Here is a 13,114-nt window from a genome sequence, read left to right as displayed (position 1 = left end):
ACCTTCCGTTCCTGTGCGGCGCGGATCAGGCGAAGGCCGCCGGCGGCGGGCAGGAGCAGACCAGGTTCCGGTCGCCCGCAGGGCCGTCGATCCGCCGGACCGGGGGCCAGATCTTCGGCGCGGCCGGGCCCGCCGGGAACACCGCCGTTTCGCGGCTGTACGGGCGGTCCCACTCGCCCACGAGGCACCGTGCCGTGTGCGGGGCCTGCCGCAGCGGCGAGTCTTCGAGCGGCCACTCCCCCGCCGCGACGCGGTCGATCTCGCCGCGGATCGCGATCATCGCGGCGCAGAAGCGGTCGAGTTCGGCGAGGTCTTCGCTCTCCGTCGGCTCCACCATCAGCGTGCCCGCGACCGGGAACGACATCGTCGGCGCGTGCAGCCCGTAGTCCGCCAGCCGTTTCGCGACGTCGTCGACCGTGACGCCGGTGGCCTTCGTCAGCGGCCGCAGGTCGAGGAGGCATTCGTGCGCGACCAGCCCCTCGCGCCCGGCGTACAGCACCGGGTAGTGCCCGGCGAGGCGCCGCGCGACGTAGTTGGCGTTGGCCACCGCGACCAGCGTCGCCCGGCGCAGGCCCTCGGCGCCCATCATCCGGACGTAGGCCCACGAGATCGGCAGGATCGACGCGCTGCCCCACGGCGCCGCGCTGACCGGGCCGACGCCGGTGGCCGGGCCGGCCGCCGGTTGCAGCGGGTGGTTCGGCAGGAACGGCGCGAGGTGCGCGCGGACCCCGATCGGGCCGACGCCCGGCCCGCCGCCGCCGTGCGGGACGCAGAACGTCTTGTGCAGGTTGAGGTGCGAGACGTCGGCGCCGAACCGGCCGTACTGGGCGACGCCGATCAGCGCGTTGAGGTTGGCGCCGTCGACGTACACCTGGCCGCCCGCGTCGTGCACCGCCGCGCACACTTCGCCGACGGTGTCTTCGTACACGCCGTGCGTCGAGGGGTAGGTGAGCATGATCGCGGCGAGGTCGGCGCGGTGCTCGTCCACTGTGGACCGCAGGTGCGCGAGGTCGATGTTCCCGTCCTCGTCGCAGCGGACGACGACCACGCGCAGGCCCGCCATCACCGCGCTGGCCGCGTTCGTGCCGTGGGCGCTGGCCGGGATCAGGCAGACGTCCCGCGCGTGCTCGCCGCGGGCGCGGTGGTGGGCGCGGATGGCGAGCAGGCCCGCGAACTCACCCTGGCTGCCGGCGTTGGGTTGCAGCGAAACCGCGTCGTAGCCGGTGATCCGGGCGAGCCAGCCGCTCAGGTCGGCCGCCACGTCCAGGAGCCCGGCGGCGTCCTCGGCCGGCGCGAACGGGTGCAGCCCGGCGAACTCCGGCCAGGTGATCGGTTCCATCTCCGCGGTGGCGTTGAGTTTCATCGTGCAGGAGCCGAGCGGGATCATGCTGCGGTCGAGCGCGACATCCTTGTCGGCCAGCTGCCGCAGGTAGCGCAGCATCGCGGTTTCCGACCGGTGCGCGTGGAACACCGGGTGCGCGAGGTATTCGCTCGTGCGCCGCAGCGGGGCCGGGAGCGCGTCCGCCGTGTCGGCGTCAAGTCCGTCCACATCGGACACCGAAACGCCGAACGCCTTCCACACGCGGGAAAGCCGCTCGCGGGTCGTCGTTTCGTCGCAGGCGATGCCGACGTGGTCCGCGTCGATCCGGCGCAGGGAGACGCCGAGGTCGCGGGCCGCGGCGACGACCGCGTCCGCCCGGCCGGGCACCGCCGCGGCGACGGTGTCGAAGAACTCGCCGTGCACGACGTCGACGCCGCCTTCGGCGAGGCCGGCGGCCAGCACGGTGGCCATCCGGTGCACCCGCCGCGCGATCGAGCGTAAGCCGCCGGGCCCGTGGTACACGGCGTACATCGACGCCAGCACCGCCGGCAGGACCTGCGCGGTGCAGATGTTGGAGGTCGCCTTCTCCCGGCGGATGTGCTGCTCGCGTGTCTGCAGGGCGAGCCGGTACGCCGGGTGGCCGTCGGCGTCCCGGGAAACGCCGACCAGGCGGCCGGGCAGCTGCCGTTCGAGCCCTTTCCGCACGGCGAGGTAGGCGGCGTGCGGGCCGCCGAAGCCGAGCGGGACGCCGAACCGCTGCGTCGACCCGACGGCGACGTCGGCGCCGAGCTCGCCCGGTGGCCGCAGCAGGGTCAGGGCGAGCGGATCCGCGGCGACGACCACGCCGGCGCCGTGCTGCTTCGCCTCCGCGATCGCGAGGTCGAGCTCGCGCACCGCGCCGGACGCGCCGGGGCAGGACAGGAGAATGCCGAAGAAGTCCCCGCCGAGCCCGAGCCCGGTCAGCCCCTGCGAGAGGTCCTCGACGACGAGCTCGATCCCCAGCGGATCGGCTCGGGTCCGCAGGACGGCGAGGGTCTGGGGCAGGGTGTCGGCGTCGACGACGAACCGGGGCGACGTCGCTCGCCCGGCCCGGCGCACGAGGGTCATCGCCTCGGCGGCGGCGGTGGCCTCGTCGAGCAGGGAGGCGTTCGCGACGGGCAGCCCGGTCAGGTCCGCGATCACGGTCTGGAAGTTGAGCAGCGCTTCGAGGCGCCCTTGGGAGATTTCGGGCTGGTACGGCGTGTAGGCGGTGTACCAGGCCGGGTTCTCGAGGACGTTGCGCCGGATCACGGGCGGGGTGACGGTGTCGTGGTAGCCGAGCCCGATCATGGCGGCGGTCGGCCGGTTCCGCGCGGCCCGCGCCCGGAGTTCGGCGAGCGCTTGGGCTTCGGAGGCGGCGGGCGGCAGCTCGAGCGGCCTTGCGGACGTCCGCAAGGATGCCGGCACGGCCCGCTCGGCGAGTTCGTCGAGGGAAGCGACGCCGATGACGTCGAGGATGTGCCGGAGTTCGTCCGGACCGGGCCCGATGTGCCGGTCGGCGAAGGGGATGCCCTGTTCCAGGGAGGCGAGTGACGGATCCACGATGGCCTCCTGGGGACAGCAGGGCCGGACCGCGACGCGCGGTCCGGCCTCCCCACTCTGTCTGTGCCCGGAGGCGCCTGAGAGTTTCGCCCGCAGGTTGACCCGGGCTTGCACCGTCGGCGGGGCCATCAGGGTGTGTCCTGACGACCCGCTTTCCAGAGGCGTCTCGTCCGCGCGGTCCAGGGTGCCTGAGAGGTTCCGGGGAGGACTTGCTCCTTCGGCGCCGAGCTCAAGGTGTGACTCGGACTCTCCCGCGCGGATTCGTCGACCGCACGGTGAACCCTACTCTGCCCGCTGCCGTGGTGATCAACCGGTCTTGCGGGCGTTGCGGCGCTGGGTCAGTTCGTCCGGTTCGTGCGTCTCGACGATGCCGCCGTCGGCGCGCTCGGCCGGGAACTCGTGGATCGTGCCGCTGATTTCCTGCATCGCGCCGCTGACGGCGATGCCGAAGACGCCCTGGCCGCCCTGGAGCAGGTCGACGATCTCTTCCGGGGACGTGCACTCGTAGACCGTGGTGCCGTCGGAGAACAGCGTGACCCGGGCCAGGTCGCGGACGCCGCGGACGCGCAGGTGGTCGACGGCCACCCGGATGTTCTGGAGCGAGACGCCGGTGTCGAGCAGGCGCTTGACGACCTTGAGGACGAGGATGTCCTTGAAGGAGTACAGCCGCTGCGAGCCGGAGCCGTGTGCGGTGCGGATGCTGGGCGCGACCAGCTTGGTGCGGGCCCAGTAGTCGAGCTGGCGGTAGGTGATGCCGGCGATCTGGCACGCCGCCGGACCCCGGTAGCCCACCAGCTCGTCGGGCAGTGAGTCGTCGGGGAACAGTTCACCCTGCTCACCAGCCGCGACCTCGACAGGCTGCTTCTCGGAACCAGCCTCGACCACGCAAGCCTCCCCTCGCCCGACCTGACGGCCGGCGAATGACAGCCGGACGGTCCCAGGAGCGGGACCCGCCGGAGATCAATCGCCACGATCCGGCCCCAGACCGTGAATCACACCGTGACGATTTACCTTCTTCGACGGTAAGCGTCCGGAGAACACCGGTCAACGCGACGCGCGGCAAGCCGGGGCGGTCGGCTGCGCCTTTGAGCCGTTCGCCGTACCCCTGATCGCGTGGCTTCAAACCTGGTGCACTTTTTTACTCAGTCAGGTAACTTCTTACTCATGCAAGTAAACACCGACCTCATGGCGGAACTGGGGCTCAGCGTCACCGAGGCCGCGCGCCGGGCGCAGATCCTCGGCGCGACCATCGGCGTCCTCGCCGATCTCGGCTACCGCCGGACGACCTTCGCCAAGATCAAGGAGCGCGCCGGGCTGAGCAGCACCCGGCTCATCTCCTACCACTTCACGAACAAGGCCGGGCTGATGCAGTCCGTGCTCAGCACGGTGCTGGAGACGCGGCAGCAGTTCCTCACCGAACGCACCGGTGGCGGCCTCGACCCGGCCGACCGGCCCGGCTACCTGCGCGCGCACATCGAGACGTCGATCGCGTTCCTGCGCGCGTACCCGGAGTGCGTCCGGGCGTTGAAGGAGCTGGCGGCCAACGCCGGCGACGCCGACAGCTGGGTGATGACGAAGGTGGTGGTCGACGACCTGCGCGTGCACGGCCTGGCCCGCCAGCTCAAGCAGGGCCAGGCCGAGGGCGCCTTCGGCCGCGGCTTCACCCCCGAGGTGATGGCGATGTCCATCGCGCAGGCCATCGACGGCGTCGCGGCGGCCTACGCGGCGGACCCTTCGCTGGACCTGGAGCAGTACGGGCGCGAGGTGGCCGAAACCTTCGTCAAAGCGACGGCGCCTTGAGCACCCGGTCGAGGCGGTCTTCGATGCGGGCCTTCGGGAACGCGCCGACGATCGTCTCGACCGGTTCGCCGCCGCGGAAGAGGATCATCGTCGGCAGCGACATGACCTGGTAGGAGCGGGTCGTTTCCGGGTTCTCGTCGGCGTTGATCTTGCGGACGGCGAGCTCGCCGTCCCGCTCGGCGGCCAGCTGCTGCAGCACCGGGCCGACCATCCGGCAGGGGCCGCACCAGGTGGCCCAGAACTCGACGAGCACGGGGACGTCGTGGGCGAGGACCTCGGCGAACGTGCCGTCGGTGGTTTCCAGAACTTCGGACAAGGCGGGCTCCTTCACGGGCGCGGGAATTCGGGCACGACACACGGATCGGGCGCCTGCCGGGCCAGGGCGCCGGCGAGTTTGGCGGCCAGTTCGCCGCGGATGCCGCCGAGCCGCGCGAGGAGTGCGTCGGCTTCGGCCAGCTTGCGCCGGTAGACCTCGATCGAGTTCGCACAGGAATCGCCGGTCTCGTGGCCGCTGCGCAGGCATTCGACGAACGGGCGCGTCTCCTCCAGCGTCAGGCCGACCGTCTGGAGGGTCTGGATCTCCTGGACGAGCTGGAGGTCGTCCTCGTCGTACTCGCGGTAGCCGTTGGCCGAGCGCCGGGCCCGCAGCAGGCCCTGGTCCTCGTAAAACCGCAGCGCACGGGTGGTGGTACCCGTGCGCTGCGCCAGTTCTCCGATCCGCATGCCTCGACGCTAGACGTTGACGTCCACGTCAAGGCAAGGTCTTACGTGTCCGCTCCGCGGAAGTCTTCCGGGGAGACCGAGTCGAGGAACTCGCGGAACTTCTCGACCTCGTCCTCCTGCTCGTCCGGGATGATCAGGCCGGCTTCCTCCAGCACCGAGTCCACGGCGTGGATGGGGACGCCGATCCGCAGGGCCAGCGCGACCGAGTCGCTCGGCCGGGCGGACACCCGGATGTCGCCGTCGAACACGAGCTCCGCGAAGAACGTGCCTTCCTTCAGGTCGGTGATGACGACCTGCTCCAGCTCCCGGCCGAGCGCTCCGATGACCTCTTTCAGCAGGTCATGCGTGAGCGGGCGGGCGGGGCGGACCCCCTGCTGCTCCAGGGCGATGGCGGTGGCTTCGACCGAGCCGATCCAGATCGGCAGGTACCGTTCACCTTCGGTCTCCCGCAGCAACAAGATCGGCTGATTCGCGGGCAGCTCGACCCGCACACCGACGACGCGCATTTCGCTCATCGGGCTTCGCCTCCCTCTCGTGCACACGGGCTGCAGCGCTCAACCGGCTTCACGCCCATACTCCCGACGCTACCCGTCATCCGTGCGCTGTGCTCGCTGTCCGGACTCTCTCGGTTCGCCTGCCGCAAACCCGTCCCTTCACGGTACGGCATGCGGTGCCGAACATTCAGTCATTGACATGGGACCGCAAAGAGGATCTCACTGCCCCGTTACCGATCAACACCCGGCGACGCCGCGGATTCCGGCCTTGACGAGGAGCGTGTGCAGCGTCACGGACAGGGCCGCGAGCTCCCGCACCACTTCGTCGGCGCGCGCCTTGGCCTCCGGGTCACGGTGCCGGTACACCGGGGTCACGATCTGCTCCAGCAAGCCGACCTCGCGGTCGGCCGCGGCGCGGAAGGCACGGAGGTGTCTCGGTTCGATCCCGAATTCGGTCATCGCCTTCACCGTCCGCGCGACCAGCACCGCGTCCGGGTCGAAGAACCCGGCGGCACCGGGCCGGACCAGGCCGTACTGCTGCAGTTCGGCCAGCACCGACGCGTCGATGCCCGCCTGCTCCAGGAGTTCCTCCCGGGTCAGGCGCAGCTCCTTGCCCGCGGCGAAGTCCGCCGCCACGGGCAGGCCGACGTTCTCCGCCGAGACGTCGATGGGCACCAGCCGGCGCGGCGGGCGGGGCAGGGCCGCGGCGGGCTCGGCCCCCGAGTCCGCCGCGTCCAGCTGTTCCTTGATGACTTTCAGCGGGAGGTAGTGGTCCCGCTGGGCGGCCAGGACGAACCTCAGTCGCTCCACGTCCGCCGCGGCGAACTGCCGGTAACCCGACGGCGTCCGGCCCGGGGTGACCAGGCCTTCCGCTTCGAGGAACCGGATCTTGGAGATGGTGACATCGGGGAAGTCGCCGCGCAGCTGCGCGAGTACCGCCCCGATGCTCAGTCCGTGGTTCTGTGGCCGTCCGGCCGCCGTCACTGCGCCCCCTGGCCCCCGTGCCCCGGGCCGGTCAGGAAGACCAGGCGGAACTTCCCGATCTGCACCTCGTCGCCGCCGGCGAGGACGGCCTGGTCGACCGGCTCGCGGTTGACGTAGGTGCCGTTGAGGCTGCCGACGTCGATGACGACGAACTCGCCGCCCTCACGCCGGAACTCGGCGTGCCGGCGGGAGACCGTGACGTCGTCGAGGAAGATGTCGCTGTCCGGGTGCCGTCCGGCGCTGGTGGTGTCGCGGTCGAGCAGGAACCGCGAACCCGCGTTGGGGCCGCGCTTCACGACCAGCAGTGCCGAACCCGAGGGCAGGGCGTCGACCCCCTGGACCGGGGCTTCCGGGGCGGGCTCGCGACCTTCGGCTTCGGCCAGGAAGTCGGCCCGGAAGACAGAGGTCCGCTCCGGAGACTGCTCCGGGGGAACGCCGCCGGGCCCGTCGTTCGTGCTCACCTGAGCTCTCCTCCACACATGCTGTGTTGCCAGTACTCAAGAACGTGTAGCTGCCAACGTACCGTGCCTGATCGATTCTCCGAGCCCCGGCTCCCCGAACCGGCGGAGCGGGCTTCAGCCCTTGGTCAGCGCGTCGTACGCCTCGGCTTCGAGCAGGGCATCCAGCCCCGCCGGGTCGTCGAGCCGGATCTCGATCAGCCAGCCCTCGCCGTAGGGGTCGCTGTTGATCAGCTCGGGCGAGTCGGCGACGGCGTCGTTGACCGCGACGACCTCCCCGTCGACCGGCGCGAACAGCTCGGAGACGCTCTTGGTCGACTCGACCTCGCCGAAGACGTCGCCCGCGCTCACCTGCCTGCCGACGTCGGGCAGGTCGACGAAGACGACGTCGCCGAGCTGGTCCTGCGCGTACTCGGTGATGCCGACGCGCACGAGGGTGTCCTCGCCGCGGGTGGCGACCCACTCGTGTTCCTCGGTGTAGCGAAGCTCTTCAGGAGCGGACACCGCCGGTCCCCTTTCATGCCCTCACTGGCGAAAAGTGTTGGGCGAAGTCTTACACCCACACGGCGCAGCCGCCCGCCACGACCCGGGAAAACTCACTCTCCGGCTCCGCGGAGCGCGTTGCGCGCCTGCACGACGTAGAGGACCCCGGACCAGACGTAGAGGACGGCGCCCCAGATGGTGAAGGCGTACCCGATGGGCCGCGCGATCGCGGCGACGTCCGAGCCACCTTGGGCGAGCAGCAGGAACGGGAAGGCGTACATGAGGACGAAGGTGGCGCCCTTCCCGATGTAGGTGACCTCGGGCGGCGCGAAGCCCCGGCGGCGCAGGGTGACGACGCAGACGCCGAGCACGGCCTCGCGCAGCACGAGCGGGACGACGACCCACCACGGGATGATGCCGCGCACGAGGAAGGCGACGAGGGTGGCGAGGATGTAGAGCCGGTCGGCGGCGGGGTCGAGCAGCTGCCCGAGCCGCGACATCTGGTTGAGCCAGCGGGCGAGCTTGCCGTCGAGCCAGTCGGTGAGGGCGCTGAAGACGAGCAGGGCCAGCGCCCAGCCGTCTTCTTCGGGGCCGAGCAGCAGCCAGAGGAAGACGGGGACCCCGGCCAGCCGCAGCAGCGACAGGATGTTGGGGACGTTGAGGGCCTGCCGCAGCAGCGACGGCTCGGCGGCGGGGCCCGTCTGAGCGGCGGGTTCGGGGGCGGCTGTGCTCACCGGGCCATTAAACAGCGGGTCGGGGACGCGGCGCCCGGTGGTGCGGCGGGGGCAGGGGTGGGTTGGGGCTTGCGGCGCGGCGCGCTTCGGACCGGGGGATGTTCCGCTGGCTGGGTCGTCTTGGTCGGGCTCGTGGCTCGGGGCGGCGGCTGCCTGGGTCCAGCAGCGGCGCCAGGCTTGGGCGCGAGGGTGGTGTGCGGCCAGACCGGCCACCCGGCTCCGGTGGTCGGCGACCGGCCTTGCAGGCTCCACTCCCCTGCCTACCCCGGCGGGCCCCCGGCTCAGGCGTCACCCCAGGAGCTCCAGCCAGGCGACCCGGGCCGGGCCGCCCCCTCGGCGCGGCCCGGCCCGGAGGCTCAGCTCGCGCGGCGGTGGCTCCAGCCGCGGCGCTGGAGGTCCGCGCTGGTCAGCGACTCGGGGCGGCCGCGGTAGTCGGTGCCCATCCAGCGGGCTCGGCCGGGCCGTCCCTCGAGGACGTACGGGCGGCCGCAGCACCAGACCACGGTGCTCGGGACGGTCGGCGGACTGGACGGGTCTTCGGTGCTCACAGCGTCGGCGTTCATCGCTCTCACGGGATTTCGGGACGGTTGTCGGGGACGGGAAGCTCGTCGGCCTCCACCAGGATCTTCGGCTCGCGCGGCCGGATTGTTAACCGTCGCGGCGCGAATTAGACCGATCGATTCTTGATGACAGCGGGAGGTTTCGGAGCGTGAACGGAATGTTAATCGTCCATTTTGGACACGATTTCGACGGCCACCGGACCGGGCCGCCACCCGGCTGGAGTAATCTCCGGCACACCCGTGGGCGCGTCGCTCCGCGGGGGCCCGGCCCGGATGGGCCAGGATGACCGCACCAGCCAGCCGGGGAGGAAGGATCGCGGTGCCCCACCCGACCACCACGAAGACGTGGCTCGTGGCCTGCCTCGCCTTGCCCGTGCTCGCCGCCTGCTCGGGCGATCCCGCCGGGCAGGCTCCCCCGGCGCCGCCGTCCGCGTCCGCGCCGGCCTCCGTGACGACGTCGGCGGGCACGCCGGCGCCGCCGTCGTCCCCCGGCGGCAGCGAGCCCGCGCCCGCTCCGGCGACCCGGCCGTCCGGGCCACCGCCGCCGGTGCCCGGCTCGTGCGGCACCGTGACCGCCGCCAGCGGGCTGACGCTCTACGTCTTCGACAGCGGCTCCGCCGGCGTCAGCTGCGTCGCGGCGACGAAGCTGGTCGGCGACTTCCACCGCAAGATCGCCGGGCGCCAGGGCGCTGGCTCGAACGACGCGGTGAACGAGACCGTCGACGGCTGGCTGTGCACCTCCGGGCCGCCCGCCGCCCAGGGCGGCACCACCTGCACGAAGGGCGAGCAGACGGTCTTCGCCGCCGTCGTGCCGTCCGAGTGAGTCCGTTCCGATCCCCGCGCTCCTGAAGGGTCCATGAAGACACTCGCCTACCCCCTGCTGCTCGTCGCCGCGGCCGCCGCACTGGCCGGCTGCGGCAGCGACCCGGCGCCCGCCGCGCCGCCGTCGGCACCCGCCCCCGTTCCCGCCGCGGCCGCGGCGGCCGCGTCGACGGCCCCCGGCGTGCCGTGCGGCGACATCACCGGCACGGGTGGCGCGAAGACGGCGGTCGTCGCGCACGGTCAGGTCGACTGCGCCGCGGCGACGAAGCTGCTCACCGACTACTTCGCGAAGCTGACCCCGGCGGAGGCGGCCTCCGCCGACGGCCCGGGCCCGGTCGCCCTCGACGAGTGGACGTGCGGCAGCGGCCCCAACGACCCGGTGACGGCGTGCTCGACCGAGGACGGCCGCCAGGTCGAGGGCACCCGCCACTGAGCGGCCCCCGAGCGCCCCAATGTGGCCTTCGGTGCGTCAGACGCACCCAAGGCGGCCTTCGGTGCGTGAGACGCAACCAAGGCCGCCTTGGGGCGCTTGAAGCGGGGTGCCGTCAGGACTTGAGGTCCGGGAAGTCCTCTTCGCGGTACTCGGTGCCCGCAGCCCGCGCGGGGTCGCTCTCGCGGCCGCGCAGCTCGACGCGGCGGATCTTGCCCGAGATCGTCTTCGGCAGCTCCGCGAACTCGAGCCGCCGGATCCGCTTGTACGGCGCCAGGTGCTCGCGGCAGTACGCCAGGATCGACCGCGCGGTCGCGGCGTCGGCCGCGAACCCGGCCGCCAGCACGACGTACGCCTTCGGCACCGCCAGCCGGATCGGGTCGGGGGCCGGGACGACCGCCGCCTCGGCCACCGCTTCGTGCTCGATCAGGACGCTCTCCAGCTCGAACGGCGAGATCCGGTAGTCCGACGCCTTGAACACGTCGTCGGTGCGCCCGACGTAGGTGATGTAGCCGCGTTCGTCGATCGAACCGACGTCACCCGTGTGGTAGAAGCCGCCGGCGAACGCCGCCGACGTGCGCTCGTCGTCGTCGGCGTACCCGGTCATCAGGCCCACCGGCCGGTGGGCGAGGTCGAGGCAAATTTCGCCCTCCGTCGCGCGCTCGCCGCTGACCGGGTCGACCAGCGCGACCACGAAGCCGGGCAGCGGGCGGCCCATCGAGCCGGGCACGACGTCCTGGCCGGGCGTGTTCGCGATCTGGACGCTGCTTTCGGTCTGGCCGAAGCCGTCGCGGATGGTGACGCCCCAGGCCTTCTCGACCTGGTCGATGACCTCGGGGTTGAGCGGCTCCCCCGCCCCGACCACCTTCTTCGGCGGGGTCTTCAGGGCCGTCAGGTCGGCCTGGATGAGCATCCGCCACACCGTCGGCGGCGCGCAGAAGCTGGTCACGCCGCACCGGTCCATCTGCGCCATCAGCGCGCCCGCGTCGAACCGGCTGTAGTTGTACAGGAACACCGTCGCCTCGGCGTTCCACGGCGCGAAGAAGTTGCTCCACGCGTGCTTCGCCCAGCCCGGCGAGGAGATGTTCAGGTGGACGTCGCCGGGTTCCAGCCCGATCCAGTACATCGTCGAGAGGTGGCCGACCGGGTAGGACACGTGCGTGTGCTGCACCAGCTTCGGCTTCGCGGTCGTGCCGGAGGTGAAGTACAGCAGCAGGGGGTCGCCGGCCCGGGTCGGGCCGTCCGGGGTGAACTCCGGGGACTCGGCGGACGCGGCCGCGTACGGGTGCCAGCCGTCGACCGGCTCGCCCACCGCGATCCGCGTGTAGTCACCCTCGACGCCGTCGAACTTCGGCGCGTCGGCCGAGCGGACGACGACGTGCCCGGCCGCGCCGCGCTCGACGCGGTCGGTCAGGTCGGCCGGCCCGAGCAGCGTCGAGGCCGGGATGATCACCGCGCCGAGCTTGATCGCGGCGAGGATCGTCTCCCACAGCTCGCCCTGGTTGCCCAGCATGAGGATGAGCCGGTCGCCGCGGCGGACGCCGAGGCCGCGCAGCCAGTTCGCCACCCGGTTGGACCGGGCGGCCATCTCCGGGAACGTCCAGCGGTTCTCGGTGCCGTCCTCCTCGACGATCCACAGCGCGTACCGCGCCGCGTTGGCCGGGTCGCCCGCGACGACGTCGAACCAGTCGATCGCCCAGTTGAACTCCGTGAGCTCCGGCCAGACGAAGTCGCGGTACGCCGTGTCGTAGTCCTCGCGGTGGGCCTGCAGGTAGTCCCGCGCCGCGCGGAACGCGTGGTGGACCTCCGAAGCGGTCACGCTGCCTCCTTCTACTCGCCCTTGAACTCCGGCGGGCGGCGTTCCATGAAGGCCTGGACCGCTTCGCCGAGGTCCTTGCTGGGCAGGAACGCCGAGTTCCAGGCGGCGACGTACCGGAGGCCGTCGGCGACCTGGCGTTCGGTGTTCGCCGCCAGTACCTGCTTCGTACCCTGCACCACCAGCGGCGGGTTCGCAGCGATCTCGCCGGCGAGTTCCCGTGCGGCCTTCAGCAGGGCCTCCTGGTCCGGGTGGACGTCGTTGACCAGGCCGATCTTCTCGGCGCGGGCGGCGTCGATGTCCTTGCCGGTCAGGGCGAGCTCGCGCAGGTGGCCCTCACCGACGATCGAGGCCAGCCGCTGGAGACTGCCGAGGTCGGCGACGATGGCGACGCGCACCTCGCGGACGCTGAACTTGGCGTCCGCGCTGGCCAGGCGGACGTCCGCGGCGGCGATGACGTCGACCCCGCCGCCGATGCACCAGCCGGACACGGCCGCGACGACCGGTTTGCGGCATTCCGCGATCGAGCTGACCGCCGCCTGCAGCGACCGGACCTGGTCGAGGAACGCCGTCCGCGGGCCGGCCAGGCTGTCCCCGCCCAGCATCGGCGCCCAGTCACCCATCATCGCGGGCAGGTCGAGGCCGTAGGAGAAGTGCCGGCCGCTGCCGGTGAGCACGACGGCCCTGACCTGCGGGTCGGCGTCCAGCGCGCGGAACACCAGCGGCAGTTCGCGCCAGAAGTCCGGGCCCATCGCGTTGCCCTTGGACGGGCCGAGGAGCGTCACTTCGGCCACGTGGCCGTCGACGTCGACCTTCAGGGACACGAGGTCGGGCAGACTGTCAGCAGTAGCGGTCATGGGGTCATCTTGACCCATGCCCGCGACACCCCGCCATTGGCACCGTGTCAA

The 13,114-nt window shown here is 71.8% G+C and carries 15 protein-coding genes and 1 riboswitch; of the genes, 3 read left to right on the top strand and 12 right to left on the bottom strand.

Translation table 11 applies throughout. The annotated features are described in order from the left end of the window. Positions 1–25: 25 nt before the first annotated feature. Together gcvP and ACLJOU_RS40795 are read right to left on the bottom strand one after the other, a co-directional pair. Entirely contained in the window at positions 26–2,902 is a 2,877-nt protein-coding gene (gene gcvP, locus ACLJOU_RS40800; protein WP_410574634.1) for an aminomethyl-transferring glycine dehydrogenase, read from the bottom strand. A gap of 165 nt (positions 2,903–3,067) precedes the next feature. Continuing rightward, positions 3,068–3,166: riboswitch (glycine riboswitch) on the bottom strand. 42 nt (positions 3,167–3,208) lie between these two features. Then, positions 3,209–3,787, bottom strand: coding sequence for a MerR family transcriptional regulator (locus ACLJOU_RS40795; protein WP_093946742.1), 579 nt, complete (start codon positions 3,785–3,787; stop codon positions 3,209–3,211). Between the two features lie 279 nt (positions 3,788–4,066). On the opposite strand from ACLJOU_RS40795, the gene ACLJOU_RS40790 reads away from it, so the two are divergent. Beyond that, positions 4,067–4,702: a TetR/AcrR family transcriptional regulator gene (locus ACLJOU_RS40790; protein ID WP_410574633.1), complete on the top strand. Its 636-nt coding sequence runs from the start codon at positions 4,067–4,069 to the stop codon at positions 4,700–4,702. On the opposite strand, the gene trxA is transcribed toward ACLJOU_RS40790, so the two are convergent. The 8 genes from trxA to ACLJOU_RS40750 form a co-directional block, all read right to left on the bottom strand. Beyond that, positions 4,683–5,018, bottom strand: a complete 336-nt coding sequence (gene trxA, locus ACLJOU_RS40785) for a thioredoxin (RefSeq protein ID WP_410574632.1) — start codon at positions 5,016–5,018, stop codon at positions 4,683–4,685. The genes ACLJOU_RS40790 and trxA overlap by 20 nt on opposite strands. Before the next feature lie 11 nt (positions 5,019–5,029). Further along, on the bottom strand, positions 5,030–5,425 hold the full coding sequence (locus tag ACLJOU_RS40780) for a MerR family transcriptional regulator (protein WP_410574631.1): 396 nt from the start codon (positions 5,423–5,425) through the stop codon (positions 5,030–5,032). 41 nt (positions 5,426–5,466) lie between these two features. Then, positions 5,467–5,940 (bottom strand): bifunctional nuclease family protein, encoded by a 474-nt coding sequence (locus tag ACLJOU_RS40775; protein ID WP_004559569.1) that lies wholly within the window; start codon positions 5,938–5,940, stop codon positions 5,467–5,469. Between the two features lie 216 nt (positions 5,941–6,156). Next, on the bottom strand, positions 6,157–6,903 hold the full coding sequence (locus ACLJOU_RS40770) for a MerR family transcriptional regulator (RefSeq protein WP_410574630.1): 747 nt from the start codon (positions 6,901–6,903) through the stop codon (positions 6,157–6,159). Further along, the gene (gene garA / locus ACLJOU_RS40765) at positions 6,900–7,364 is read right to left on the bottom strand and encodes a glycogen accumulation regulator GarA (protein WP_410574629.1); all 465 of its coding nucleotides are present in this window, start codon (positions 7,362–7,364) and stop codon (positions 6,900–6,902) included. The genes ACLJOU_RS40770 and garA overlap by 4 nt, the downstream gene beginning before the upstream one ends. Before the next feature lie 114 nt (positions 7,365–7,478). Beyond that, positions 7,479–7,865 (bottom strand): glycine cleavage system protein GcvH, encoded by a 387-nt coding sequence (gcvH, locus tag ACLJOU_RS40760; protein ID WP_410574628.1) that lies wholly within the window; start codon positions 7,863–7,865, stop codon positions 7,479–7,481. A gap of 92 nt (positions 7,866–7,957) precedes the next feature. Continuing rightward, positions 7,958–8,578: a CDP-alcohol phosphatidyltransferase family protein gene (locus ACLJOU_RS40755; protein ID WP_410574627.1), complete on the bottom strand. Its 621-nt coding sequence runs from the start codon at positions 8,576–8,578 to the stop codon at positions 7,958–7,960. 356 nt (positions 8,579–8,934) lie between these two features. Beyond that, the gene (locus ACLJOU_RS40750) at positions 8,935–9,141 is read right to left on the bottom strand and encodes a hypothetical protein (protein WP_410574626.1); all 207 of its coding nucleotides are present in this window, start codon (positions 9,139–9,141) and stop codon (positions 8,935–8,937) included. A 316-nt stretch (positions 9,142–9,457) separates the two neighbouring features. Here ACLJOU_RS40750 and ACLJOU_RS40745 point away from each other — a divergent pair, with 316 nt between their 5' ends. Both ACLJOU_RS40745 and ACLJOU_RS40740 read left to right on the top strand, forming a co-directional pair. Continuing rightward, positions 9,458–9,961 (top strand): hypothetical protein, encoded by a 504-nt coding sequence (locus ACLJOU_RS40745; RefSeq protein ID WP_410574625.1) that lies wholly within the window; start codon positions 9,458–9,460, stop codon positions 9,959–9,961. 33 nt (positions 9,962–9,994) lie between these two features. Beyond that, positions 9,995–10,393, top strand: coding sequence for a hypothetical protein (locus ACLJOU_RS40740; protein WP_410574624.1), 399 nt, complete (start codon positions 9,995–9,997; stop codon positions 10,391–10,393). Positions 10,394–10,505: 112 nt separating this feature from the next. On the opposite strand, the gene ACLJOU_RS40735 is transcribed toward ACLJOU_RS40740, so the two are convergent. Together ACLJOU_RS40735 and ACLJOU_RS40730 are read right to left on the bottom strand one after the other, a co-directional pair. Then, positions 10,506–12,209 carry an AMP-binding protein gene (locus ACLJOU_RS40735; protein ID WP_410574623.1) on the bottom strand — a complete coding sequence of 568 codons (1,704 nt, stop codon included), beginning with the start codon at positions 12,207–12,209 and terminating at the stop codon, positions 10,506–10,508. A gap of 11 nt (positions 12,210–12,220) precedes the next feature. Continuing rightward, complete coding sequence (locus ACLJOU_RS40730; RefSeq protein WP_410574622.1) at positions 12,221–13,063, bottom strand: crotonase/enoyl-CoA hydratase family protein; 843 nt, start codon at positions 13,061–13,063, stop codon at positions 12,221–12,223. Positions 13,064–13,114 lie beyond the last annotated feature (51 nt).

Source organism: Amycolatopsis sp. cmx-4-61, from assembly GCF_046548775.1.
Classification (GTDB): domain Bacteria; phylum Actinomycetota; class Actinomycetes; order Mycobacteriales; family Pseudonocardiaceae; genus Amycolatopsis.
Note: the sequence above shows the minus strand (reverse complement) of the source record. Positions and strands in the feature narration are given on the sequence as shown.

Excerpts from the sequence above, each read along its gene's own strand:
- ACLJOU_RS40790 (WP_410574633.1), top strand. The coding sequence starts at position 4,067 with ATGCAAGTAAACACCGACCTCATGGCGGAACTGGGGCTCAGCGTCACC.
- ACLJOU_RS40780 (WP_410574631.1), bottom strand. The coding sequence starts at position 5,425 with ATGCGGATCGGAGAACTGGCGCAGCGCACGGGTACCACCACCCGTGCG.
- ACLJOU_RS40775 (WP_004559569.1), bottom strand. The coding sequence starts at position 5,940 with ATGAGCGAAATGCGCGTCGTCGGTGTGCGGGTCGAGCTGCCCGCGAAT.
- ACLJOU_RS40750 (WP_410574626.1), bottom strand. The coding sequence starts at position 9,141 with ATGAACGCCGACGCTGTGAGCACCGAAGACCCGTCCAGTCCGCCGACC.
- ACLJOU_RS40740 (WP_410574624.1), top strand. The coding sequence starts at position 9,995 with ATGAAGACACTCGCCTACCCCCTGCTGCTCGTCGCCGCGGCCGCCGCA.
- ACLJOU_RS40730 (WP_410574622.1), bottom strand. The coding sequence starts at position 13,063 with ATGACCGCTACTGCTGACAGTCTGCCCGACCTCGTGTCCCTGAAGGTC.